The sequence below is a fragment of the Nocardia sp. NBC_01009 genome (assembly GCF_045208035.1).
Classification (GTDB): Bacteria; Actinomycetota; Actinomycetes; order Mycobacteriales; family Mycobacteriaceae; genus Nocardia.
On the sequence record NZ_CP108695.1, the window covers coordinates 2,621,677 to 2,646,134 of the forward strand.

Here is a 24,458-nt window from a genome sequence, read left to right on the forward strand (position 1 = left end):
AGGGCTGTCGATCCCGCTTCGCTACGGTGGTGGGCGTGACAACCACGGTGGGCAGGCAATACGGCGGTCGCGCCGTGGCCGAGCGGAAGGCCGAGCGCCGTCTGCGGTTCCTCGACGCGGCGACCAGGATCTTCGCCGAACGCGGTTACCCCGCGTGCTCGCTCGCGGATGTCTGCGCCGCGGCAGGACTGTCGAAGCGGCAGTTCTACGAGGAGTTCCAGACCAGGGAAGACGTATTGATCGCGGCCTACAACCGCATCCAGGACGAGGCCGCGGCGGCCATCATGGCAGCACTCGAGCAACTCGATCCGAGCTTCGACATCACCGCCGCGATGACCGCGGTGCTCGCCGCGTATCTCCAGTCGGTCGGCTCCGACCCGTACCGGGCCAAGGTCGCGTTCATCGAGGTGGTCGGTGTCAGCGAGCGTATGGAACGCCACCGGCGCGAGCGCCGCCACTCCTGGGGGACGGTGCTGGAATCCCTGGTGGTGCCCGCCGTCACCGCGGGCGGTCGAGTGCGCGGTGGACCCGGGCTCAGCACCAGCGCCCTGATCGGCGCGATCAACGGACTCGCCCATGAATGGCTGCTCGCCGACCCGCGCCCACCGGTCGAGGCGCTGGTCGAGGTGCTCGTCCCGGTGGCGGTGGCGTTGATCGAAACGCCATGACCGCCACCGGGATACCGCGCTAGGCGAGCATGCCCTCCAGCGTGCGGGTGCACGACGGCCTGCGCAATTTGCCCATGCCCTTGGCTTCGATCTGCCGCACTCGCTCGCGGGATACGCCAAGGGTGGTGCCGATTTCTGTCAAGGTCCGCGGCTCGCCGCGATCCAGGCCGAAGCGCAGCCCGATCACCTCGGCCTCCTTGGCGGTAAGCGTCGCGAGTGCCGCGTCGAGCTGAACACGCATCATGCCCTCGGCTACCACATCGGCAGGGTCGGGAACATCGTCGGCCAGCAGGCCGCCGAGTTCGGTGTCGTCCTCCTCGCCGACCGAGGTGTGCAGCGAAATCGGTTCGCGCCCATGGCGCATCACCTCCTCGACTTGGGTGACCGCTAGGTCCAGTTCGGTGGCCACCTCCGCGGCGGTCGCCTCACGGCCCAGTTGCTGCGACAGCGTGCGCTGGGTGCGGGTGACGCGGTTGAGTACGTCCACCACATGCACGGGGATGCGGATGGTGCGGCCCTGGTCGGCCAGCGCGCGGCCGATCGACTGGCGGATCCACCAGGTGGCGTAGGTGGACAGCTTGAGCCCGCGCCGGTGATCGAATTTCTCCACCGCACGGATCAATCCGAAGGTGCCCTCCTGGACCAGGTCGAGCAGCGACATGCTGGTCGGCGTCGGGTAGCGCTTGGCGACCGAGACGACAAGGCGCAGATTGGCCTGGACCATGTGCTCCTTGGCGCGCCTGCCGTCCCCGGCGGTGCGCTGCAGCGTACGCCGCTGTGCGGCGGTGAGTTCGATTCCCGCGGCAGCGCTTTCGTCGAGGCGCTGCTGGGCGAGCACACCCGCCTCGATGCGCTCGCCGAGCTCTACTTCCTGCGTTGCGTTCAGCAGCGCGGTTTGCCCGATCTTCCGCAGGTAGTCCTTGATGGGGTCCTCGCTGACCATGCTCTGGGCGGTGCGGGTGGAGCGAGTGGTGCAGATCTGGGTCACGGGTGCGCCTTTCGGTCGAGCGAGGGGAGTAGCCGGTAGTCGATGCCGATGGGCCGGATCGACTACCGGCTGGGTTGTGCGGATTCAGCGGGCGGTGCGGATTCAGCGGCCGAGAATCCGCAGCGGACGCCGTGGCTGCGCGCGGAATCCCTGTCCTTTCGGTGCGTTGCTCGACTGACGGCCGCGCCTGCTATTGCCGCCGGGGAACCCGGTTGTGGCCCAGATCTGTTGGGCAGCAGCGTGATTCGCGGATCGCGCCGCCGCGGGCTCGCCCGACTTCGGCGTAGAGCTCTGCTCGTGCATGCCGCGGATCGCCGCGTCCAGCGTGCTGTGCGTGGTGTGGTACTCGGCCATGGTGGCTGCTCCCTCGTGGCTGGTCTGCATCGTGTTGCGGGTCGGGGCTGCTACGTCGTGACCGTGGGGCATCCGCTTTCTCCTTCGTCTTCGTCGTCTCGCGGCGACGAGAGCAAACTTAGAACAGGCCTAAAAATATGTCAAGCATAAATTTATGACGAGATCATGTAGTCTGCTCGACATGAGTGCACAGACCGTCGACACGGGCGCCGAGCAGGGACTTCGGGCCAAAAAGAAACAGCAGACGAGGGAGAAGATCTCGCACCAGGCCACGCTGCTGTTCTTGGAACGCGGATTCGACAAGGTGACGATCGCGGACGTGGCCGCGGCCGCCGAGGTCGCCAAGATGACAGTGACCAACTACTTCCCGCGCAAGGAGGACCTAGCGCTGGATCTGGGCGAAGTGTTCGTGGACCAGCTCGGCCGCACCGTCCGCGAACGCGCGGCGGGCGAGTCCGCGCTCGCCGCGTTGCGGCGCGCCTACCTGGCGGCGGTCGCCGATCAGGATCCGGTCATCGGATTCTCCGGGCCGGAATTCGCCGGGCTGATTGCCGGCAGTCCCGCGCTCGTCGCCCGGCTGCGCGAATTCCACGAGGAGCGGGAGGCAGCGCTGGCGCGAACCCTTGCGACCGAAACCGATACTGCGCCAGGCGACATCACGCCGCGGGTGGCCGCAGCGCTATTGGGCGGGGTACATCGGGTGCTGTTCGACGAGACGATGCGCCGCACACTTGCCGGCGAGTCCAACGACGACATCGCCACGACACTGCACGGGTACATCGAGGTCGCCTTCGCCGCGCTGGCGCCGTCGCTGGCCGACTACGCGGTGCGGGCCGCTGACCGAAGTGGGCCGGTCGCCATCGAGTGAACACCGAGACTCTCGGCGATTGCCGAGCGCTTCGACGGTGCTTGCGGAAAGATTGCCCGCAGCGTTTCCCTAGTTCGTGTGTGTTGTTCGGCATGCTCCCGATTGCCCACGATTCCGGAGGTTCCGCAATGGTCAACATCCTGCTCGTGCACGGTGCTATCGCCGACGGCTCGTCCTGGTCCGGTGTCATCCCCACGCTCCAGGCCGCCGGCCACCATGTCGTGGCCGTGCAGCAGCCGCTGTCCTCGATTCCCGACGATGTCACCAAGGTGCGTCAGGCCCTCGACATCCTCGAAGGCCCGACCGTGGTCGTCGGGCATTCCTTCGGCGGCTGCGTCATCACCAATGCCGCGCACGGAGCCAGGAATGTAAAAGCGCTGGTCTACGTCGCGGCGTTCGCGCCGGACGAGGGTGAGACGGTCACGGCGCTCGGTGAGCCGTTCGGTCAGCCGCCCTCGGCGCAATTCTTCGTGACCGACCCGCAGGGCAGGGTGACTTTGCCGCAGGACAAGTTCGTCGAGTATTTCGCCTTCGATGTCGACCCGGTGCAGGCGCGCGTCATGGCTGCGGTGCAAGGTCCGAGCGACGCGGCGCGTTTCGGCTTCGTCTCGGGTCCGCCCGCCTGGCGCGAATTCCCGAGCTGGTACATCGTCGCGGGCAACGACCTGATCATCGGCACGCGGCTCGAAGAGGTGCTCGCCGAGCGGATGAGCGCGAAGACCACCAAGGTCGCAGGCGCCAGCCATGCGGTCATGGTGTCCAACCCGGAGGCGGTCGCCCAGGTGATCCTCGAGGCGGCGGCAGGCTGAGCGCCGGGCCGGTTGCCTCCCGTTTGCCTGGGCTCGTGTCGCGCCGTCCCGACCGTCGAAGTCGGCACATACTGAACCGATGACCGGTGCAGTCACTGTCGCCGACACATCCGCGCCCGCGCCCTTGAGCAGGGCACGGACCAACATCGTGTTCGGCACCATCGTGCTCGGCATGCTGATGGCCGCGCTCGATCAGACCATCGTTTCCACCGCACTGCCGACGATCGTCGCCGATCTCGGCGGTGCGGGGCACCTGGCCTGGGTGGTCACGTCCTATCTGCTCGCCGAGGCGGTGGCGACGGCGCTGGCGGGCAAGCTCGGCGATCTGTTCGGCCGCAAGCTGGTGTTCCAGCTCAGCGCGCTGATCTTCATCATCGGCTCGATGGTCGCGGGCCTGGCCAACGGCATGCTGTTGCTGATCATCGCGCGCGCCGTCCAGGGCCTCGGTGCCGGTGGCCTCATGGTCACGGCGATGGCACTGATCGCCGACATCATCCCGCTGCGCGAACGCGGTAAGTATCAGGGCGCGCTCGGCGCGGTCTTCGGCGTCACCACGGTGATCGGCCCGACGCTCGGCGGGTTGTTCACCGACCATGCGAGCTGGCGCTGGTGCTTCTACGTCAACGTGCCCGTCGCGATCGTCATGATCGCCCTTGCCGCGCGCACCATCCCGCGGGTGCGGGCGGTGATCAAGCCCATCATCGACTATGCGGGCATCGGGTTGGTCGCGCTCGGCGTCTCCAGCCTCATCCTCGGACTGGAATGGGGCGGTACCGAATATCCGTGGGGCTCTCGGCAGATCATCGGCCTGTTCGTCGCCGCGGTGCTACTGCTCGCGGCGTTCGTCGCGGTCGAATTGCGGGCGACCGAACCGATGCTGCCGATGGGATTGTTCCGCAGCAGAGTGTTCACGGTCTGCTCGATCCTGAGCTTCATCGTCGGCTTCGCGATGCTCGGCTCGATAACCTACCTGCCCGCGTATCTGCAGTATGTGAACGGGGTGTCGGCCACCGCGTCCGGCGTCCGGACGTTGCCGCTGGTCGCGGGATTGCTGTTCACTTCGATCCTGTCCGGGCAGATCGTCGGAAAGACCGGTCGCTACCGGTACTTCCCGATCGTGGGCACCGCGGTGATGGCGGTCGGTCTGTATCTGATGTCCAGGATGGGCCGAAACACCAGCATCTGGCAGGAATCGCTGTACATGCTGATCCTCGGTCTCGGCATCGGCCTTGCCATGCAGGTGCTGACCATCGTCGTGCAGAACACCGTGCCCTACGCGCAATTGGGCACGGCAACTTCGGGCGTCACCTTCTTCCGCACCCTCGGCAGTGCTTTCGGCACCGCGATATTCGGCACGTTGTACACCAACCAGATCACCCCCAATCTGACCGCGGCCCTGACCGAGGTGAAGGTCGTGCCGCCCGCGGTGGCGGCGAATCCGCAGCAGCTGCGGGCCCTGCCTGCCGACGTCGCCGCGCCGATCATCGACGCCTACGCGAAGTCCATCGACCACGTCTTCCTGTGGGTGGTCCCGGTCGCTCTCGTCGGTTTTGTTGTCGCGTGGTTCCTGAAGGAAATACCGCTGCGTGACAGCGTCCGGGCCGGCGCTTCCGATGTGGGCGAGGGCTTTTCGGTGCCCGATTCCCCAGACCGCCTGGTGCTGCTGGAGCGCGCGGTCTCCGGTGCGATGCGCAAGGCGCACGCCAAGGGGCCGATCGGACCGCGCATTCTCGCGGACTCGGGGTCGAAGCTGAGTCCGGGCCGGGCGTGGGCGCTCGGCCAGGTGTACATGCACACCCGGGTTCGCGGTGTGGCCACACTCGAGGCCATCGCGCACGCCCACAAGATGCCGCCCGAGGTGATCCGCCCGGTCTACGTGCAGGTGATCGCCGCGGGTTATGTCACCGCCGACGATGGCCGCGTTCAACTCACCGATTCCGGCCGCGCCGAGGTCGACCTGATCCAGTCATCGTGGCGACGGTGGCTGCACACCCAGCTCGACGACTGGGACCACGGCGACCCCGTCGACCGCGCGCTGCTCGATCAGGCGCTGGAGAACATCGCCACCAAGCTCCTCGACGAGGAGGCCCAGGAGCGTGAACCCGTCGACGCTTGATCCCCTTGCACACAATTACTCGTAGACGTATATTCGTATACGAGTAATCAGGAGGTAGTCATGGCCACAAAGCGCAAGGTGAACAACCTGCTGGCGCTTGCGGTGCTCTCGGTGATCGTCGAGCGGCCGATGCACCGATACGAGATCGCGTCGACGCTGCGTGATCGCGGCAAAGACCGCGACATGGACATCAAATGGGGCTCGCTGTACACGGTCGTACAGAATCTGGAAAAGGCCGGCTTCCTCGAGATCGTCGGCAGCGAGCGCGACGGGGCACGCCCGGAACGCACGATCTACCGGATCACCGACGCCGGTCGCACGGAAATGGCCGACTGGACAAGAGAATTGATCGCCACCCCGGAACCCGAACACCACCGGTTCACCGCGGGACTCTCCATCGCGGCGGCGCTGCCGCCGGACGAGGTGGCCGAGTTGCTCGGCAGGCGCATCGAGGCGCTGGGTCACATCATCGAGGCTGTGCGCCGAGAACTCGACGCACTCGCCACTACGCTGCCACGGCTGTTCATCATCGAGTCCGAGTACGGGCTCGCGATGCTGGAAGCCGAGCAGGCCTGGGCGCGGTCGTTCCGCGACGAACTCACCTCGGGGAGCTTCCCCGGCGTGGACTGGTGGCGGCAGCTGCATGCCGAGGGTGCGGAGCCCGCGGAAGTCGCAAAGCTCGTCGAAGGGGGGAACGCGCCGCTATAGGGCGCCATTGTCAGATCGATGTCATCGTCGGATCGAGACCAGGCTCGGCGGGGTGCGGCAACACCGCCGCCGAGCCCGATGTAACCGTCTCGAACCGTGCCCGCATACGCGCACTCGGCCACGAGGTTGGCAACCACAGGATAACTGGGTGAGCGGCAGGCGGGTCGGTTCGGGGATTCCACCCAACCCGTATCGCACAAACCTGGAGACACCCATGTCCACAACACGAACCGCACTTGTCATCGGCGGCGGCGTCGCCGGACCCGTCGCGGCCACCGCGCTGCGCAAGGCGGGCATCGACGCCCGCGTTTACGAGGCGTACCCCGGCCCGACCTTCGGCGTCGGCAGCGGGCTCGCGCTCGCTCCGAACGGCGTTGCCGCACTGGACATCATCGGCGCGGGTGATCGCATTCGAGCAATGGCCTCGCCGATCACCGATGTGGCGATGTCGATCGGCGGCAAGCACCTGCACCTGCCGACGTTGCCGGACACCCTGCTGCAACTGGTCGATCGCAACGAGCTGCATCAGGCGCTGCACGATCACGCGGTCGCCGCGGGCGTTCCCTTCGAATACAACAAACGATTGGTCGGCGTCGACGAGCACGAGTCGGGCGTCACCGCGCATTTCGCCGACGGCACCAGCGCCACCGCGGATGTGCTGATCGGGGCCGACGGCATCCGCTCGACCGTTCGCGGCCTCATCGACCCGAAGGCGCCGGGACCGGAGTACACCGGCATGCTCGGCTTCGGTGCGATCGTCGACAGCGATATCGACATCGAGCCGGGGACAATGACTTTCGCCTTCGGAAAGCAAGCCTACTACCTGTACGGGGCGGTCGAGCCGGGCCAGATCATGTGGGGCGCGAACCTCCCGCACAAGGAGTACATGTCGCTGAGCGAGGCGCGGGCGGTCCCGGCCGAGCATTGGCTGAAGATCTTGCGCGAGACCTACGCCGCGGACACCCCCGGCGGCGAGCTCGCCCGCAATACGACCGTGGAAACCCTCGAAACGACCGGAGCCCTGCACATCATGCCGCCGGTTCCGCAGTGGTACCGAGGTCGCATGGTGCTGGTCGGCGACTCGGTGCACGCGCCGTCCAACAGCTCCGGCCAGGGTGCGTCACTCGCTATCGAGAGCGCCGTCCAACTGGCACGGTGCCTGCGAGATCTGCCGGACCCGGCATCGGCCTTCGCCGCATACGAGCGGTCGCGGCGCTCGCGGGTGGAAGGCATCGCCGCGCGGGCCGCGAAGATCAACCACAGCAAGACGCCGGGCCCGGTGGCGCGCAAGGTGATGCCGGTGATGATGCGGGTGATGGTCAGATTCATGGACCTGGAGAAGACCATGGGCGCCGAGCAGCGCTACCGCATCGACTGGGATGCCCCCGTGGATCAGGAGCCGGTGGCAGTCGGCTGACCCGAAACTCGGCCGTGGCCCAGCCGCTGCCACGGCCGAGGCGGTTCCGACCGAGCGGCGTAGCTACGGTGAGAACGATCTGGGCGAGGATCGGACAGTGTTCGGGATTTGCAGCAACTTTCGCCCGCACCCGCCGTCGCATGGTGGGTGGTGTGTGGGCCGGGCGGGTGCCCGAACTGCTCGTCACCGCGTCGTGCAACCCCAGCTGATACCGGGCCTATGTCAATACACTTGGTGGGTGACCGATAGGAATTCCGATGGCAACCTGGATTTGAACCAGTTGCGCACCTTCCTTGCCGTGCACCGTGCGGGATCCATTACCGCGGGTGCACGGCTGATCGGTTTGTCCCAGCCGACGGTGACGACGCAGCTGCAAGCGCTGGAAAAACGGCTCGGCTATCGGCTGTTCGACCGGCTGCCGCGCGGGGTGGCAGCAACCGACGCCGCCGTCGAACTCGCCGCCAGGGTGGCCGGCCCGCTGGACGCGCTCGGTGGCATTGTGGGCGACACCGCACCAGCGCAACCGATCACACAGCCGCCGGTTCGCCTGGCCGGGCCCGCCGAAATGCTTGCGGTGCAGGCACTTCCCGCGCTGGCCCCGCTGATCGCCGGTGGCGTTCGGCTGAATGTCACGGCGGGGCTTTCGGAGGAACTGCTCGCCGGGCTGCGTGCCGGGCATTACGACCTGGTCGTGTCCACCGTCCGGCCGCGTGGCAGGGCAGTTGTCGCCGAACCGCTTGCCGACGAGGAGTTCGTCCTGGTTGCCGCACCAGCTATCGCAGAGCGGATCGATGTCGCCCGACTGCGTGCCGAGGGGCCGACGGCGCTGACCGGCGTCCCCTTGGTCAGCTACGCCGCGGATCTGCCGATCCTGCGGCGGTATTGGCGGCATGTGTTCGGCGTGCGACTGGCCGCCGACGCTGCGGTCGTAGTTGCCGATCTCCGCGCGGTCGCGGCCTTGGTCGCCGCAGGCGGCGGCATCAGCGTGCTGCCGCGCTACCTGTGCACGGCACGTCTCGCCACCGGTGCCTTGGTCGCACTGCTCGAACCCGAGGATCCACCGATCAACACCGGATTCCTCGTGCGCAGGCCCGGCGCCACGACTCGTCCGCACATCGATCTGGTCCACGATCAGCTACTAGCGGTGCGCCGCGAGTGGTGAGCCCGTGCACACCAGGGACCTCGTGCCTGTGCCGGCCGCCGGACGCGGCACCCTCGGTCGGGTCGACTGTTCGGCTGGGGATGCAGATGTCAGGCCGTGTGCCGAGGTCGCCGCGCCTCCGCACCTGCGCGACGACCTCGAGCACACTCGTTGCGGCGTTGCGGCGTTGCGGCGTTGCGGCGTTGCGGCGTTGCGGCGTTGCGGCGTTGCGGCGTTGCGGCGTTGCGGCGTTGCGGCTGAGGCTTTGCGGGTCGCGCATTCGGGCCAGCGGCCGACGTATTGCTTCGGTCGTCCTCAGTCGGTCTCGGCGCCGCCTCGGCGGTCCGCGTGGCGGCGCAGGATGTCGGCGGTCTGTTCGTCGGCGGGCAGGAACGCCTCCAGATGCAACTCCGAGAGGGTGATATCGACGGCGGTAGCGAACGAGGTGATAGTGGTGATGAGTCTGAGTTCGCCGTCGTCGCTGCGCAGCCGCAGCGGCACCGCGAAGCCGAGATGGTCCGGGCCCGGATTCACTTCTGGGAGATAGCCTTCCAGCTCGGCGATGAAATCGTCGAGGCCGGCATCGGGGCTGCGCATGGCCTTGCCGCGCAGGCTTTCGGTGACATGTCTGCCCCACTCCGGCAGGTTCACCACGCGCCGCGCGAGACCATCGGGATGCAGCGCGAGACGCAGCACATTGATCGGAGGCGTCAGCAGCTCCGGCGCGACACCCTCGGTGAGCACATCGAACGCCGCGTTGGCGGCCAGCAGAATTCCGTAGGGCCGCACGACGACCGCGGGGTAAGGCATATGCCCGTCGAGTATGCGCACCAGCGCATCACGTACCGGGCCCAACGCTTCGGTGTCCATATCCGATTCGGGGAAGACCGGCGCGAACCCGGCCGACAGCAACAGTCCATTGCGCTCGCGCAGCGACAGCTCCAGCGACTCGGCCAACCGGACGACCATGGTCCGGCCCGGCCTGGACCGCCCCTGTTCCAGGAAGCTCAGATACCGCTGGCTGGTGTCCGCGCGAATCGCGAGGTCGAGCTGGCTCACCCGGCGTTGGGTTCGCCAGTGCCGTAGCTGCGTGGCGAATGGGCTCGGTTCTAGCACCGTCGTCATGGCTCCAGTGAATCCGACCGAGCTGGTCCGCGCCATTCCTCGCAGGGAATTATCGGGGTGTACCTGCGGCTAATACCCTTCATTCCCTGCGGGGAATCGCGCACCTGATCGGCCTCGGCAAAACTCTGTGCCATGAGCAAGCAATTCGATGAGAACGAACTGGCCACACTGACCGAGCGCTACGTCGCCATGTGGAACGAGCCCGACGCCGAGAACCGCAGCAAGCTGATCCGCGAACTGTGGGCGGTCGACGGAGTCCAGGTACTGGCCGACCCGCCGCAGGAAATCCGCGAGGCGGCCGCGGCACTCGCCTTCCCGATTCCGACTCTGGAGGTCCGCGGGCACGACGCCCTGGATCGCCGGGTCACCCGCGCCTACGAAATGTTTGTCGCGCCGGGCGAGCACATCTTCGCCGCCCGCGGTCAGGCCACCCAGCTGTCGGTGAACCTTGTCGGCATCACCTGGCTGATGGTCGCGCAGGCCGACGGATCGGTCGCGGGCGGCGGCTACGACGTGCTCGCCCTCGACGAGGACGGGCGCATCCGGGTCGACCACCAGTTCATCGGCGTCGCCTGACACCGAGCGTTTTCGCACCACAGAGTTTCAGCAACACAGAGTTTCAGGAGTACGTCATGAATGCGATTGCCTACCACCTCGATCCGCTGCGCGGCCTCGAAGGACTGACGGCTCGGGCACAGGAGGTTCCCGAGCCGGGTCCGAACCAAGTGGTCATCCGGGTGCGCGCGGCCTCGATCAACCGACGCGACCTGATGCTGTTGGAGGGCGTCTACCCGCTGCCCGCCACGCCCGGCATCATCCCGTTGTCGGATGGGGTCGGCGAGGTGATCGCCGTGGGCGACAAGGTGACTCGCACCGCGCTCGGTGACCGGGTGACCGCCTCGTATTTCGTGCGGTGGATCGACGGACCGCAGCGGCTGGCCCAGGTCGCCGAACAGTACGGCGCCAACTTCAACGGCATGCTGGCCACCTACGCACTGATCGAGGAGGACTCGGTGGTGCACGTGCCCGAGCACCTCACCGATGTCGAGGCGGCCACGCTGACCTGCGCGGGTGTCGTCGCGTGGGCGGCACTGACCAAGCCGCAGCCGGTAGGACCGGGTGAGACGGTGCTGACCGTGGGCAGCGGCACGGTTGCGCTCTACGGCGTGCAGCACGCCAAAATGCTGGGCGCCCGCGTCATCTCGATCACCTCGGGCCACGACAAGGCCGAGCGGCTGCGCAAGCTCGGTGCGGACGAGGTCGTCGACCGGAGCCGGACGCCGGACTGGGACGAGGCGGTGCTGGAGCTCACCGAGGGCCACGGTGTCGAACATGTGCTGGAAGCTGTTGGGCTGCCGACCCTGTCGAAGTCGGTGAAGTCCGCCGGGTACAACGCGATGATCACCATGATCGGCGCTAACCAAATGTCCGAGGGCCGGCCGTTCGAGAATCCGTTCGTCGGCCCGTATCTCGGCATCCGCCGCATCGCCGTCGGCAGCCGTACCGACTTCGAGGCGATGAACCGCGCGATCACCGAACACCGACTGCACCCGGTCATTGATCGGACATTCCCACTCGACCAGGCCGTCGAGGCCTACCGCTACTTCCGCGACGACAACCCGTTCGGCAAGGTCGTCGTCACAATGCCCTGATCAGGGCTGGTCGTCGAGTTCCGCTGTCATGGCGACCTTTCGGCTGGTTTCACCCAATGCCGATGGGTCGCTTCGACGGGGATCATCTTCATGGCCGCTTCGACGGTCTGCCTACTGGTCGCTGTGGCTGTCAGCCGGTGGGTTGCTTTGGTTGTCAGCTGAGCCGGTTCGAGTGTCAGTCGGTTGGCCGCTCTGGTTATCGGTCGGCTGGTCGATATGACTGTCAGCAGACTGGCCGGTGCCAGGGGATTGGTTGCCGCGGTCCTCAGCAGGCGGGCCGTTCTCGGCTCCGGCCGGTGTCGCCTCGAACGGCACGATATTGCCTGCGGCGTCACGTGTTCCGATACCGGCCTCGACAGCGGCTGCGAGGTCGGCGACGGTGGCCCAGGAACGAGGGGGCTCGGCCTCGAGGTTTCCGATGGTGTACCAGCTGTCGTTACCTCGGTAGCGGACCAGGCCCTTGCCGGTCTCGTCGACGGTGACATCGAGGTCGCCGGACACCGTCCCTTCCTCTTCGGTCAGGACAGCTGCCTTGGCGGAAATCTCGATGATGTCGCTTATTTGAACTCTCCTCGACGGACGCAGTCCTCGACTGCGGTGCGCAGTGCGACGTGCTCGGCGGGATCAACGGTCAGCGCGTATTTTACCTTGACCTTGATGTAACGCTCGACATAGGCGCACCGGAAAGTTCCGGGAGGCAGATAGTTTGCGGCGTCTTGGTCACCCTTGGACCTGTTGGCCGACGGATCGGAGGCCTCCAGGTTGACCGCGTCGTTGGCGATGCGGCGGCGCGTGTCTTCATCACGCTTGTCGGCGCCCGAGCGCCATGCCTCGGCCAGCGCGACGATGTGTTCGGCATCGACGGATGCCGGATCGGTCATCCACTTGTACGGCTTCAGTTTTCCGGTCTTGGAGTCGAGGAATCCGTACTCGTCGCGCCAGCCGCCGTCACGGCCGACCTTCAGTTCGCAGGTTTTCGGATCGAGCGTGACCGAGCCGGTGGCGTCGCGAAGCATCATCACCTCACGGCTGGTGCAGCGGCTGTACTGCGCGAAGTCGGGGCCGAAACCGTGTTCTGGCTTGTTGGAATCCCAGTGCGGGAACTTTTCGCGGCTGTATCCGGCCATTGCCGCCTCGGGTGCATCGACGAGCTGCCCGAGCAGCTCGGTGGCATCCTTGCTGGAAACCGTTGCCGCGCTGGCCGACCCGGGTCCGCCTCCGTCGCCGTCGGCTGGCTTGTCGATATAGGCGTAGGCAATGGCTACGAGCACAGCGAGGCAGATGGGCGCACAGACGGCGAAGATGCGACGCACGGTGCGGGAGGAGAATACATTCACGAGAACACCGACATCATCGAACTTCCTTACGCAAACACCGAACTGAGAACGGGCGTCAAGCTACCGGGTTCGGCTCGTTATGGAAGTCATTGTCCGTTATGACCTTCGGCACAGTCCATGAGAAACTTCGTGTGCGCCAAGGGGGCTGGAAACGCAGAACACCCCCGAGTCGCCGTGCCGGCGCCGACTCAGGGGTGATCGATCACGATCGAGCGTTTGTTCTGTCATGTGACGGGGGAGCGGGCCGGTTGTCCAGACCGGGGTCCGTGCCCAGCGTTCGAGGCCGATGAGGGAGGTCTCGGGCGCTTGTCGCACGACCGACTCGTCGTGACGGTTTACGGATAGCTGTCGGGCGGTGGAGTGCGCGGATCTGCGTGTTGCCGATGCACCGCGTATCTCCGTTCAATCGCCCCGCTTCCTACGTAGAAAGATAGTAGGTGCTCGCGGATCTCTTTGCAATAACATTACCTTCTGGGCGACTGTGCCAGGTAGGTGGCAGTAGAAGTTGAAACTGCTACTACCTGAGTACGGAAATGTCGCTCATCTGCGGATGTGTGCATGGCGGTAGCGGCGGGGCCGGCCACCACTGCTCGTCATTGAGTGATGAGCATCACAATAGAGCTGTGGGTGAAGCGGTCACAGCAGCCCGAAGTTGTGTGTCCAAACCAGGTGAAGGCAGAAAGCCGGATCCAGGAAAGGCGCACATCATGGCTACCGTCGACGTTCTCGACTCGTTCATCAACTACATCGACCTCGGCACCGGCTCGGTTTCGGTGGTGATCCTGCACGGCAACCCGACCTCCTCGTACCTGTGGCGCAACGTGCTCCCGCACATCACGGGCCAGGCGCGCTGCCTCGCACCCGATCCCATCGGCATGGGCGAATCAGGTAAGCCGGACATCGACTACCGACTCGACGACCACGCCCGCTACCTCGATGCCTGGTTCGATGCGCTCGGGCTGGACGAGGTCGTCCTCGTCGGGCACGACTGGGGCGGGACGCTCGCGATGGACTGGGTCGCACGGCATCCCGGACGCGCGCACGCAATGCCTGAGCCGCGACGAGCGCGTCGCCTACGTCCTCGGTGAGGTCTTCGAGCTGAAAGCCGCCGATGCAGCCTGGGTTCTCGACGTCACGCCGTCGGCCTTCCAGAAGCGCCTGGAGCGCGCCAGGCAACACCTGGCCACCTTCCTGCGTTCCACCTGCAGTCTCGCCGAACCGAAAGCATTCTGCCGCTGCCAACGCCGAGTGGAGAAGGCCGTCGCGATCGGCCGCATCCACCCCGGCAAACCACAACTTGTGAACCATCCGGTCACCCCCGGTGGCCGCACTCTCGCCGAGGCCGCCGCGCAAATGCTGCGCCTCACCGACGCCGCAGGCGTAATCCGTGCCCACCCGGATTACGCCGCGCCGCAAGCAAAGATGGACGCGATCACCGGACTCCTGCGATCCGGCCGCTTCCCCCTACTGGACTGAGCACTTGCCGATGCGCTCGAGTGGATTGTGTGCGCGTGACCAGAAGGGGCCCCATGGCGGCGTGATCAGGCAGTGACGGGGGCGGGGCGGAGCAATGTTCCGCCCCGCAGGCCGCGGGCGGTCCGCGCTGCCACTACTGCCCAAGCGCCGACCAGCCCGATGTACAGCGCCACAGCGGCGGCCGCGAACAGGTTGGCGCCGGTGTGGCTGTAGAGAATGGTGCTGCCGGTGATGCAGGTGCCGAGGGGGAAGGTGAAGCCCCACCAGGTGAGGTTGAACTTCAGTGTGCCCGCGCGGGCGGTCTTGGCGGTGACCGCGACAGCGAGCGCCAGCCACAGCATGGCGAAGCCCCAGGTGACGACGCCGAAGATGACCGAGAAGACGGTCAGGCCCTTGGCGTAGAGGTCGGGCAGGGCGGCGGGGGCGGCATTGGCCAAAAGACCTGCGGCGGTGATGGATTGGCCGAGCGGGCCGAGCACGAGCCACAAGGTGGGAACCATGCCGTTTTCGGGGATACCGTAGTGCACCAGCTTGGACCAGATCATGGCGATGGTGACGAGCGCGGCGATCAGGCTCATGCCGAACATGGCCAGGCACAGCACAATCATGGTCAGTCGGAGCTGGCCCGCAGGGACATAGGGCACCAGCAGCGCACCCATGCCAGCCGACACCATCGGCGGCACAACGGGCATCAGCCATCCGCCGAACGCGGCGTCCGGCTCGACGTGGTGATGGGTGAACATGCGGTAGGGAATCACGCACGCGGTCAGCAGTCCGAGCACGGTGCCTGCCGACCACAGCACCCAGTCCACGGTTAACGCCGCCGACAGGCCGATCACATCGCGACCGAGCAGCAGCGTGCCCGCGCCGACAGTCAGCAGCGCCATCGGGGGAGCACCGAAGAATTGCGACATCACCGGGTGGTTCCACTGGTCACGCGCCGATTCGGGAAAACGCACCCACTGCACCACCCACGCCGAACTCAGCACCACGAGCAGCAGCGCGGCCAGCACCCACGCCACAGTCGCCGCACCCCGCAGCCCGGGAAACTGCAAGGGCAGCGTGGCGGCAGCGTTGCCGACGATCCCGGTCCCCATCACAGTCGCGAACCAGTTAGGGCCGAGATGCCGCAGCCCCGCCCGGCGGCGCAGCCGTTCCTCCTGCAAGGCGCTGAGCCGGTGCTGCCCGGCAGCGCCGAGCGTGTCTTCGTGCACGGCTGCGAGGCGGCCTCGACGTGTGTCGTCGTGGTCGAGCTCGCCCAAGAGACGCCGCGATCCGGCGGGGTGAGGAGTCACTGTGGCGGTCATGTCTCCAGCGTCGCCGCTGGCGGACGTTGCGAGTAGGCACCGCGCTCCTATGGGTACATAGACTCGTTCTATGTCCAGTCGTCACTATGGCCCCCTCCGAGAGCGCCAGTGTCTCGTGACCCGATGGCATAGACTCGATCTATGCCCCTGTCGCCGCGCGTCCCAGATCTGTCTGCGCTCGACCTGCTGCTCTCGGTAATCGAGCTGGGCAGCCTGGGGCGGGCCGCAGAGGCGCATGGCATCAGTCAGCCATCGGCGTCCTCGCGGATTCGCTATCTGGAGAAGCTCGTCGGTCTTCCGGTCCTGGAGCGCACGACGCTCGGCTCCCGGCCCACACCCGCGGGCGCACTCATCGCCGAGTGGGCGCGCGTCGTGGTCGACGCTGCCGGGCAGCTCGACGCGGGCATCGACACTTTGCGGGCCGAACGTGACTCCCGCCTTCGCGTTGCTGCCAGCCAGACTGTCGCGGAGTACCTGTTCCCTGGCTGGCTGATGACCTTGCGCGCCGCCGCTCCCGACACCACCATTGCCTTGGAATCCGGCAATTCCGTCGAGGTCGTGCACGCCGTGCTCGACGGCAAGGCCGCCATCGGGTTCATCGAGAGTCCGCAGAACTTCCGCGGCATCGAAAGTCATATCGTCGCGCGGGACCGACTGGTCGTCGTGGTGGCCCCGCAGCACGGCTGGGCCCGGCACGGTGCGGTCGCCCTCGAAGCACTCGCCGAAACCCCGCTGATCCAGCGCGAAGTCGGGTCGGGCACCCGAACCTGGTTCGAGCATGCGATCACGCGAAGCATCCCGGGCTGGCAGCCGACCGTTGCTCTGGAGCTGTCCTCGACGACCGCCATCAAAACCGCGGTCGCCTCCGGCGTAGGTCCCGCAGTCCTCAGCTCGCTGGCCGTCGCCGCGGAGATCACCGCAGGCACCCTGATCTCGCCTACTGTGACCGGCCTCGACCTCGCCCGCACTCTGCGTGCCATCTGGCCGAGCGGTCAGCGCCTGACCGGCCCCGCCCGCGATCTCTACGCCATCGCTCGCCGCACCCAGTAGCGCTGGTGCAAAGTCGACGCCGAAATCAGGGGGCATCCTCGGGCTGCGCCGTCGGCGGAATCCCGGTGTCGAGGAAGCGGATCAGTCGATCGATACGGGCGGTGTGATCGACGCAGCGTTCCAGATGATTGCCGACGAGGGCGATATCGATGGAGGCATCCGTGGGCCCGGACCACACCGGGCCGGTGAGTGCCGCGTGCAGTTGCTGATGCAGTTCGTCCATGGTGGGTGCGTCGGATGCCGGTTCGGCAGGCGGTTGATGGCCGGTGGCGACCGCTTGACCGGCGATGGCGGTGCGGTGCGCGGCGAGCCGGCCCATGGCCATCAACAGGTCCATGATGGGCCGCGGGGCAACGGGTTCAGGGTGGGATTTGTAGACCTGCTCGGCGGCGCGGCTGATAAGCATGCCGATTCTGGACAGTTCGCTGGCGATCTGGATGGCGGTGACCACATGGCGCAGGTCTCTGGCGACCGGCGCCTGCAGCGCGAGCAACACCACGGTCCGCGCCTCGCAGGCGCTGTACATCTGCTGTAGTTGCTCGTCGAGCGCGAACACTTCGTAGGTGGCGGTGAGGTCGGCGTCGGCGAGGGCATCGGTGACCCGCTCGGCGGCATCGTGGGCGAGCCTGCACATCAGCGTCAAGTCATTGGTCAACGCGACAAGCTCGCGAGTGAACTGGGTCCGCACCGGCAAATTGTCGCCTATCCGCGGCCAATCGAGTACTCGAAAGGTTATTCGGCCGCCGCATTGGCCGGAACTCGCAGGCTGTGGCATTAGAACTGGAAAGATTCGCCGGGTGCGGGAGACTGTGGAATGAAGCGTGACGTCTCGGCGCAGCTGGAAATCGCGGTCTCCGGGCCGACCACCCTCGAGTTCCAGATCGCCGTGGCCCGACAACCGGGCATCGAGCTGACCGAGTCGCTGGTGTTCGACCTCGACGGCCGCACGATCGCGGCGCAGGAAATCCTCGGTACGCACGGCACGCGCATTCATAAATTCGAGGTCGGCACCGGCGCGCTGCAAGTGCGCTACAGCGCAACAGTCTTCGGTACCGCGATAGCCGAACCGATATCGGACTACGACCTCGCGGTATACCTGCGGCCGAGCCGTTTCGTCGAGTCCGACAAACTGCTCGGATTCGCCGCAGCCGAATTCCCCAGCGGCGCAACGCCTGCGGACCTTGCTGCCATCGTCTCGTCGTGGGTCGGCCGTCGTGTTCGTTATGTCGCTGGCAGCAGCGACCCCATCGATGGCGCGGTGGAGACACTGCTGGCCGGGGCAGGCGTGTGCCGCGACTTCACCCATCTGCTGGTGGCATTGTTGCGGGCGCTCAAAGTGCCGGCGCGCTTGGTGTCGGTGTACGCGCCGGGGCTGTTTCCCATGGACTTCCATGCCGTAGCCGAGGCATACATCGATGGCGGATGGCGGGTTCTCGATGCCACCCATCTCGCCCCGCGCTTGTCGCTGATCCGCATCGCCACCGGCAGGGATGCCTCTGATGCCGCGTTCCTCGATAACCACGGCGGCGCGGTCTACGTGAGCAATATGCAGGTGAGTGCCACCATCGACGGCTACCTGCCCTTCGACAACGGCACCGACCCTGTCACGCTCTGGTGAGTATGGACCGGACGGTCGGTGCCGCTGCCCGTGATCAGGCACTCTGCCGAGGCCGGATTCGGTGTTACCGTCGACATGTGCCGAGCAAACGCGATATTCAACATCGAGTGGTGACGGCTTTTCAACGGCGGATCGGCAATCCGATCCTGCGCAGGCTGCCGAGTCAGCAGCTGCTCGAGACCACCGGCCGGGTGAGCGGTCAGCCGCGCAGCACGCCGATCGGTGGACGGCGGATCGGCACCGAGTTCTGGCTCGTTTCCGAATTCGGCCAACGCTCCCAGTACATCCGGAATATCAACGCGAACAACCGAGTCCGAGTGCGCCTGCACGGCCGGTGGCACACCGGCACCGCGCACCTTCTGCTCGAGGACGACGCCCGCGCCCGCCTGCGCGAGCTGCCGAAAGTCAACAGCTCGGCCGTCCGATTGGTCGGCACCGACCTGCTGACCGTCCGCATCGATCTGGACGACTGAGGTCGAAAAGTATGGCTTGACGGGCCGGAGACGGCAGGGGTCGAGGTCGAGGTCGCGGCGCGAGCGGGACACCGGTCAGGAGTGCCCGAGGCTGTGGTCGCTGCATGATCACGATGCTAGGTAACCGAGTGCGGACAATTTGCTGACACGATGGTTGGCATGATCCGTGCGTCGATTATCCGCTGGACCGTGTTCGTACCCCTTCTTGCCGCCGCTGCGCTGGCCCTGACCTGGGGGCGAAGTCTGCATTCGGTGGGTGTGATCATCGTGGTCGCGGCGTTGATGGGCGCGGTTCTCGCGGCGGTGCGGCACGCGGAGGTGGTTGCGCATCGGGTGGGCGAGCCGTTCGGATCGCTGGTGCTGGCGGTCGCGGTGACGGTGATCGAGGTGGCGCTGATCGTCACGCTGATGAGTTCGGGCGGCGAGAAGACCGCCTCACTTGCGCGCGACACGGTGTTCGCGGCCGTGATGATCACCTGCAACGGGATCTTCGGTCTGTCGCTGTTGGTCGGCGCGCTGCGCAGGCGGGTCGCGGTGTTCAACGCCGAGGGCACCGGTGCGGCGCTGGCCACGGTGGCGACGCTGGCCACGCTCAGTCTGGTGTTGCCGACGTTCACCACGAGCAAGCCGGGTCCGGAGTTCTCGACCGCTCAGCTGGTGTTCGCCGCGGTGGCCTCGCTGGCGCTGTACGGGTTGTTCGTCATGGTGCAGACGGTGCGTCATCCCGACGACTTCCTGCCGGTCGAGGGCGACGGCGTGGTCACCGACGACGATGTCGTTGACGAGCGGCCGTCGGTGCGTGTCACGCTGATCAGCCTTGCGTTGCTGCTCGTTTCGCTGATCGGTGTCGTCGGGCTTGCCAAGGTGGTGTCGCCGTCCATCGAGTCGACGGTCGCGTCCGCCGGGCTGCCGCAGTCGGCGGTCGGTGTGGTGATCGCGCTGCTGGTGCTGCTGCCGGAGACCCTCGCTGCGGTGCGGGCCGCCCGTCGCGACCAAGTGCAGATCAGCCTGAACCTCGCGCTCGGTTCGGCGATGGCGAGCATCGGCCTGACCATCCCGGCGATCGCGCTGGCAAGTATCTGGCTAGAGGGACCGCTGGTGCTCGGTCTCGGTGCCACCCAGATGGTGCTGCTCGGTCTGACGGTTGTGGTGGGGGTGCTCACCGTCGTGCCTGGTCGGGCAACGCTGCTCCAAGGTGGCGTTCACCTCGCGTTGTTCTCGGCTTTTGTGTTCCTGGCCGCCAGTCCGTAGCGGCCACGACCGGAACCATGAATAACTTGGCCGCGCGTGGTCAACGACGAGTAAGTGGCGAGGGGTCACGTCGCACTGCTGCTGAACATCTTGATCATTTGGATGGCGAAGGTCGGTCCGGAGCTGAAGTCGCTGATGCCGGGATTTCGGCCGCTGACCGATATGGTCACCGCCACCGCGCCACGCATCGACCTCGGCAGCCTGATCCATCAGGCCCTGCACGAGACCGGTGACGACTCGATCAAGGTCCGCGTCACCGTCAAGTAGTCGGCGAATTTTCGGCATCCTGACCTTGGTGGCTTCTACCTGCGGCGACACGGCGTGTCGAAGTTGATCTTTTGCTGCGCAACTTTCGGTAACGTGCCACCTGGCGAGCTTTTCGTGACGGTGCAGTCCCAACGAAGGCGGTGCGATGGTGGAATCCGGCGGCAGTTCGGAGCCCGGCGGCGGAACCGACAACTCGCGGATGTTGGTCATCGCGGCCGTACTCACCGGGGTGCTCGCATTGGTGGTCGCGGTCGCACTGGTCCTGCGCACCGATCAGCAAGCCGATGACGACAAGAACACTCCGTCGGCGACGTCCACCTCGACCACGGCGCGGCCGACTGCAACCTCCGGCGCCAGGCCCGTGCTGCCGCGCGTCCAACCGGTGCGTCGGATCGGTGACGACTGCTCACACGACAACGTCGTCGCCCAGTGGCATCTGCGCGATGGGATATGGGTGTGTACCCCGCAGGAGCAGGGGCCTGCAGAACATCGGATCGGTGACGACTGCTCACACGACAACGTCGTCGCCCAGTGGCATCTGCGCGATGGGATATGGGTGTGTACCCCGCAGGAGCAGGGGCCTGCAGAACATCGGATCGGTGACGACTGCTCACACGACAACGTCGTCGCCCAGTGGCATCTGCACGATGGGATATGGGTGTGCACCCCGCAGGAGCCGGCCCCTGCAGAACATCGGATCGGTGACGACTGCTCCGCGGGTGGCATTGTCGCCCAGTGGGGCCTGGCCCCCGACGGGTTATGGGTGTGCGCCCCGAAGGAGCAGGGCTCTGCAGAACATCGGATCGGTGACGACTGCTCCGCGGGTGGCATTGTCGCCCAGTGGGGCCTGGCCCCCGACGGGCTATGGGTGTGCGCCCCGCTGCAGCAGGGCCGCGAAGAACATCGGATCGGGGACGACTGCTCGCACGGTGATGTCATCGCACAGTGGGGCCGCACCCCGCAGGGACGTTGGGTGTGTATTCCACCAGCGCATGGCGGCGAGGAGCCCGCGCCGCCGCCCGCGGTATCAGGCGAAATTCGATAGACACGGCTGAGATGCTCGATGGGTGATTGTCGTCCCGGATTTCTTTGCCAACCGCTTAGTCGACATGGAACCAGAGGCCGAGGCCTGGCTCGATCGGCTGCCCGAACAAGCCGCCGAATACGCCGACCGCTGGCAGGTGCGCATTGTCGGTGAGCCGATGCACGGATACGCGGGCGTCGTACTGCCGGTGCTCGGCAGCGACGGCACTCCCGCCGTCCTGAAGCTCAGCTATATCACCCCGGAAACCCGGGACGAGCCACTTGCCCTCGCCGCCTGGCAGGGGCAGGGCGCGGTGCAGTTGCTCGACAGCGACCCCGCACACGGTGTGCTCCTGCTCGAGCGCCTCGACCCCAGCCGGTCGTTGGAAACCGAGCCGATCGATGAGGCGGTGCCGATCATCGCGGGCCTGCTGCGCCGCCTCGCCATCCCCGCGCCGTCCGGCCTTTCCCGCGACCTCAGAACCGAGGCCGAACGCTGGGCCGAGGAATTGCCGAGCGAATGGGAGCGACTCGGCTCCCCCTTCCCGCGCAAGATGCTCGACGCTGCCGTCGAGGTGTGTCGTCAACTGGGGCCGACCGCGGACCGCCTACTGGTGAACGAGGACCTGCACTTCGAGAATGTGCTCGGCGGTTTCCGCGAACCCTGGCAGGTCATCGACCCGCAGCCGCTCGTCGGTGACCTCGAATTCACCATGCTCTCGCTGCTGTGGAACCGCCGTACCGAGTCCGTCCTCGACGACCGCTTCACCGCCATCGTCGCCATCGCGGGCCTCGACGCCGAACGCGCCCGCGCCTGGACCCTGTTGCGCGCCGTTCAGAACTGGCTCTGGTTCGTGGCGGACGAGGACACCGAAGACTTCGGCTGGCCCGCTGTCCAAGCCATCGCCCCCTGGGCGATGCGCTGAACCCCCGGCAATGAAACGAAAGCTGGCCCGGCACATCACCCGCCCGGCCCCCGCCCCGTCGCGTAATCAGTTGCGCGCGAACACAACCGTGACCAGACCGCCCGACAAGTCTGCGACCCGCCGCCTGATTCGCCGCCGCTGAGCTGTGCGTGGGTCGCCATCGTCGAAACTTGCCCGAGTCGGTATTGCCTGTAGGCCGACACCACCCTCGGCGATGTCGCCCTCCCCGCAGGTAGTCACCTGCTCCTGCTCTGGGGTGCCGCCAACCGAGACCCCGCAGTCTTCCTCGACCCCGACGAGATCCGCCTCGACCGCGCTACCCGCAATCACCTCGCCTTCGGCAAAGGCATCCACTTCTGCGTCGGTGCCACCCTCGCCCGCCTCGAAGCCGAACTCGCGCTGCACACCCTCCTGACCCGCACCACCTCGTTCCAGATCGCCTCGGAACATACAGCCGCCCAATGGGTCCCGAGCATCTTCGTCCGGCGCCACCACAGATTGTCCCTGGTGATCGATCGAAACCTGCCGTAGCCGAACGACTTCCACAGATCGGCTCTCCTGCGGCAAGACGCGCAACCAATCGTGGGCGTGGCGTGGGGGTCAGGCGTGGGCGGTCTTGCCGCCATCGATGACCAGTTGGGCGCCCGTGAGGTAGGGGTGCTCGTCGGAGGCGAGGGTCAGTGCGAACGAGGCGATTTCCTGCGGGGTCGCCAGGCGGCCGAGGCCAGGGACATTGGACTTGGCCCACTGTTTCATCAGGACCTGCCAGGCATCGTCGGGGAGGGCTTCCATGCCCGCGGCGCGGCGGACCAGTTCGGTGTCGGTGGTGCCGGGGATGAGGGTGTTGACGCGGATGCCGTCGGCGGCGTAATCGAGGGCGGCGGATTGGACCAGACCGGCGAGGCCGCGCTTGCTGGCTGTGTAGGCGGCGCGGCTCGAGTCCGTGGCGAGGGCGTTGCTGGACGCGGTGACGACGATGGTGCCGCCGCCCGCGCGCAGCAGGTGCGGCACTTCGTACTTGATCGCGAGGAAGGTACCGCGCAGGTTGGTGTGCAGCACCCGGTCGAACTCCTCGGCGCTGTATTCGTGCAGCTTCTTCTGAATGGTGATCCCGGCATTGTTGAACGCCACGTCGAGGCGACCGTAGGTGCGCACCACAGCGTCGACGAACTCCCGCACATCGTCTTCTACGAGAACGTCGGCACGAAAATAAGTGGCCTCACCGCCAGCCGCGCGGATCTCCTGCTCCACCGCCCGGCCGCGCTCGATCCGCCTGCCGCAGAACGCGACTCGGCCACCCTCCGCCGCGAACAGTCGAGCGGCGGCCGCGCCGATCCCGGACGTCGCGCCCGTGATCAGCACAACCTTGTTCTCGAAACGGCGCAACCCGGACGGACGAAAAGCGGGCGGATTCGAATTCGCGCCGAGCGCCACCCCGCCCGCCAGCCCGGCCGTCGCACCGACCACCAGCCCGGAGGCGGCGGCCAAGCCGAACAGCTTGCGCCGGTTGGGCTTCCCCGAGGACACCTCGGAAGTTGCTGTGTCGATGTCATTCGCGTCGTGTGTCATGCCACAACCGTCGCCGACACGCGGGCCGACCGATTCCCTCGATGAGCCCGAGTCGCGGCCTCGAGTAGGGCGGGCGGCTCCTCCCGCGGTAGGAGTCGGATCGGTTGACTGTGTACGGCCGTATGGGTGCCAAGTTCTGTCGAGGATGCCGATGTGCTGCCTCGAGTGGAGATGCCGTCTTCGGCGGGAGTCACCGGGTCGGCGCCTGAGTGGGGCTGCGAGGTTGGCGAGGGTGTTCTGCCGAGATCTCGGCCGTGCGGCCGGTAGGAGGAGAGATACTCCTCCAGCGGGAGGAACCGGGTGGCGCGGATGCAG

The 24,458-nt window shown here is 66.6% G+C and carries 26 protein-coding genes and 1 pseudogene; 19 read left to right on the forward strand and 8 right to left on the reverse strand.

Features of this window, described 5'->3' with window-relative positions; all coding sequences use genetic code 11:
* The first annotated feature begins 35 nt into the window (after positions 1–35).
* Positions 36–668: a TetR/AcrR family transcriptional regulator gene (locus OHA42_RS11580; RefSeq protein WP_406236747.1), complete on the forward strand. Its 633-nt coding sequence runs from the start codon at positions 36–38 to the stop codon at positions 666–668.
* Between the two features lie 19 nt (positions 669–687).
* Here OHA42_RS11580 and OHA42_RS11585 read toward each other — a convergent pair whose 3' ends face one another.
* Together OHA42_RS11585 and OHA42_RS11590 are read right to left on the reverse strand one after the other, a co-directional pair.
* A complete protein-coding gene (locus OHA42_RS11585) occupies positions 688–1,656 on the reverse strand; it encodes a sigma-70 family RNA polymerase sigma factor (protein WP_406236748.1) in 969 nt (322 codons plus the stop codon).
* A 102-nt stretch (positions 1,657–1,758) separates the two neighbouring features.
* Positions 1,759–2,082, reverse strand: coding sequence for a hypothetical protein (locus tag OHA42_RS11590; RefSeq protein WP_406236749.1), 324 nt, complete (start codon positions 2,080–2,082; stop codon positions 1,759–1,761).
* A 109-nt stretch (positions 2,083–2,191) separates the two neighbouring features.
* Here OHA42_RS11590 and OHA42_RS11595 point away from each other — a divergent pair, with 109 nt between their 5' ends.
* From OHA42_RS11595 to OHA42_RS11620, 6 genes are all read left to right on the forward strand, one after another.
* Positions 2,192–2,878, forward strand: a complete 687-nt coding sequence (locus OHA42_RS11595; RefSeq protein ID WP_406236750.1) for a TetR/AcrR family transcriptional regulator — start codon at positions 2,192–2,194, stop codon at positions 2,876–2,878.
* A 128-nt stretch (positions 2,879–3,006) separates the two neighbouring features.
* On the forward strand, positions 3,007–3,687 hold the full coding sequence (locus OHA42_RS11600; protein WP_328409988.1) for an alpha/beta hydrolase: 681 nt from the start codon (positions 3,007–3,009) through the stop codon (positions 3,685–3,687).
* 79 nt (positions 3,688–3,766) lie between these two features.
* On the forward strand, positions 3,767–5,803 hold the full coding sequence (locus tag OHA42_RS11605) for an MDR family MFS transporter (RefSeq protein WP_406236751.1): 2,037 nt from the start codon (positions 3,767–3,769) through the stop codon (positions 5,801–5,803).
* Positions 5,804–5,863: 60 nt separating this feature from the next.
* Entirely contained in the window at positions 5,864–6,511 is a 648-nt protein-coding gene (locus tag OHA42_RS11610; protein WP_406236752.1) for a PadR family transcriptional regulator, read from the forward strand.
* 214 nt (positions 6,512–6,725) lie between these two features.
* Positions 6,726–7,928, forward strand: coding sequence for an FAD-dependent oxidoreductase (locus OHA42_RS11615; protein ID WP_406236753.1), 1,203 nt, complete (start codon positions 6,726–6,728; stop codon positions 7,926–7,928).
* A gap of 238 nt (positions 7,929–8,166) precedes the next feature.
* On the forward strand, positions 8,167–9,090 hold the full coding sequence (locus tag OHA42_RS11620) for a LysR family transcriptional regulator (protein ID WP_406236754.1): 924 nt from the start codon (positions 8,167–8,169) through the stop codon (positions 9,088–9,090).
* A 294-nt stretch (positions 9,091–9,384) separates the two neighbouring features.
* Here OHA42_RS11620 and OHA42_RS11625 read toward each other — a convergent pair whose 3' ends face one another.
* Positions 9,385–10,194 carry a helix-turn-helix domain-containing protein gene (locus tag OHA42_RS11625; protein WP_406236755.1) on the reverse strand — a complete coding sequence of 270 codons (810 nt, stop codon included), beginning with the start codon at positions 10,192–10,194 and terminating at the stop codon, positions 9,385–9,387.
* 132 nt (positions 10,195–10,326) lie between these two features.
* Here OHA42_RS11625 and OHA42_RS11630 point away from each other — a divergent pair, with 132 nt between their 5' ends.
* Positions 10,327–10,770, forward strand: a complete 444-nt coding sequence (locus OHA42_RS11630; protein ID WP_406236756.1) for a hypothetical protein — start codon at positions 10,327–10,329, stop codon at positions 10,768–10,770.
* Positions 10,771–10,826: 56 nt separating this feature from the next.
* The gene (locus OHA42_RS11635; protein ID WP_406236757.1) at positions 10,827–11,846 is read left to right on the forward strand and encodes an NAD(P)-dependent alcohol dehydrogenase; all 1,020 of its coding nucleotides are present in this window, start codon (positions 10,827–10,829) and stop codon (positions 11,844–11,846) included.
* A 111-nt stretch (positions 11,847–11,957) separates the two neighbouring features.
* On the opposite strand, the gene OHA42_RS11640 is transcribed toward OHA42_RS11635, so the two are convergent.
* A complete protein-coding gene (locus tag OHA42_RS11640) occupies positions 11,958–12,347 on the reverse strand; it encodes a hypothetical protein (protein WP_406236758.1) in 390 nt (129 codons plus the stop codon).
* Between the two features lie 56 nt (positions 12,348–12,403).
* Positions 12,404–13,183, reverse strand: coding sequence for an HNH endonuclease family protein (locus OHA42_RS11645; protein ID WP_406236759.1), 780 nt, complete (start codon positions 13,181–13,183; stop codon positions 12,404–12,406).
* 707 nt (positions 13,184–13,890) lie between these two features.
* On the opposite strand from OHA42_RS11645, the gene OHA42_RS11650 reads away from it, so the two are divergent.
* Together OHA42_RS11650 and OHA42_RS11655 are read left to right on the forward strand one after the other, a co-directional pair.
* The gene (locus tag OHA42_RS11650) at positions 13,891–14,271 is read left to right on the forward strand and encodes an alpha/beta fold hydrolase (protein ID WP_406236760.1); all 381 of its coding nucleotides are present in this window, start codon (positions 13,891–13,893) and stop codon (positions 14,269–14,271) included.
* Between the two features lie 160 nt (positions 14,272–14,431).
* Positions 14,432–14,659, forward strand: coding sequence for a hypothetical protein (locus OHA42_RS11655; RefSeq protein ID WP_406239943.1), 228 nt, complete (start codon positions 14,432–14,434; stop codon positions 14,657–14,659).
* Positions 14,660–14,724: 65 nt separating this feature from the next.
* On the opposite strand, the gene OHA42_RS11660 is transcribed toward OHA42_RS11655, so the two are convergent.
* The gene (locus OHA42_RS11660) at positions 14,725–15,966 is read right to left on the reverse strand and encodes a TDT family transporter (RefSeq protein WP_406236761.1); all 1,242 of its coding nucleotides are present in this window, start codon (positions 15,964–15,966) and stop codon (positions 14,725–14,727) included.
* A 141-nt stretch (positions 15,967–16,107) separates the two neighbouring features.
* Here OHA42_RS11660 and OHA42_RS11665 point away from each other — a divergent pair, with 141 nt between their 5' ends.
* Positions 16,108–17,016: a LysR family transcriptional regulator gene (locus OHA42_RS11665; RefSeq protein ID WP_406236762.1), complete on the forward strand. Its 909-nt coding sequence runs from the start codon at positions 16,108–16,110 to the stop codon at positions 17,014–17,016.
* A 25-nt stretch (positions 17,017–17,041) separates the two neighbouring features.
* Here the strand turns inward: OHA42_RS11665 and OHA42_RS11670 are convergent, their stop codons facing one another.
* The gene (locus OHA42_RS11670; RefSeq protein ID WP_406236763.1) at positions 17,042–17,704 is read right to left on the reverse strand and encodes a phosphate signaling complex PhoU family protein; all 663 of its coding nucleotides are present in this window, start codon (positions 17,702–17,704) and stop codon (positions 17,042–17,044) included.
* A 126-nt stretch (positions 17,705–17,830) separates the two neighbouring features.
* Here OHA42_RS11670 and OHA42_RS11675 point away from each other — a divergent pair, with 126 nt between their 5' ends.
* From OHA42_RS11675 to OHA42_RS11705, 7 genes and pseudogenes are all read left to right on the forward strand, one after another.
* Positions 17,831–18,634, forward strand: a complete 804-nt coding sequence (locus OHA42_RS11675) for a transglutaminase family protein (RefSeq protein WP_406236764.1) — start codon at positions 17,831–17,833, stop codon at positions 18,632–18,634.
* A 77-nt stretch (positions 18,635–18,711) separates the two neighbouring features.
* The gene (locus OHA42_RS11680; RefSeq protein WP_406236765.1) at positions 18,712–19,107 is read left to right on the forward strand and encodes a nitroreductase/quinone reductase family protein; all 396 of its coding nucleotides are present in this window, start codon (positions 18,712–18,714) and stop codon (positions 19,105–19,107) included.
* A gap of 159 nt (positions 19,108–19,266) precedes the next feature.
* Positions 19,267–20,358, forward strand: a complete 1,092-nt coding sequence (locus OHA42_RS11685) for a calcium:proton antiporter (RefSeq protein ID WP_406236766.1) — start codon at positions 19,267–19,269, stop codon at positions 20,356–20,358.
* A 54-nt stretch (positions 20,359–20,412) separates the two neighbouring features.
* Positions 20,413–20,625 carry a hypothetical protein gene (locus tag OHA42_RS11690; RefSeq protein ID WP_406236767.1) on the forward strand — a complete coding sequence of 71 codons (213 nt, stop codon included), beginning with the start codon at positions 20,413–20,415 and terminating at the stop codon, positions 20,623–20,625.
* A gap of 145 nt (positions 20,626–20,770) precedes the next feature.
* Complete coding sequence (locus tag OHA42_RS11695) at positions 20,771–21,670, forward strand: hypothetical protein (RefSeq protein WP_406236768.1); 900 nt, start codon at positions 20,771–20,773, stop codon at positions 21,668–21,670.
* Positions 21,671–21,692: 22 nt separating this feature from the next.
* Positions 21,693–22,574, forward strand: a complete 882-nt coding sequence (locus OHA42_RS11700; RefSeq protein WP_406236769.1) for an aminoglycoside phosphotransferase family protein — start codon at positions 21,693–21,695, stop codon at positions 22,572–22,574.
* 198 nt (positions 22,575–22,772) lie between these two features.
* Positions 22,773–23,105: pseudogene (locus tag OHA42_RS11705) on the forward strand (cytochrome P450); the annotation flags it as partial.
* 69 nt (positions 23,106–23,174) lie between these two features.
* On the opposite strand, the gene OHA42_RS11710 reads toward OHA42_RS11705, so the two are convergent.
* A complete protein-coding gene (locus OHA42_RS11710; RefSeq protein WP_406236770.1) occupies positions 23,175–24,143 on the reverse strand; it encodes an SDR family NAD(P)-dependent oxidoreductase in 969 nt (322 codons plus the stop codon).
* Positions 24,144–24,458 lie beyond the last annotated feature (315 nt).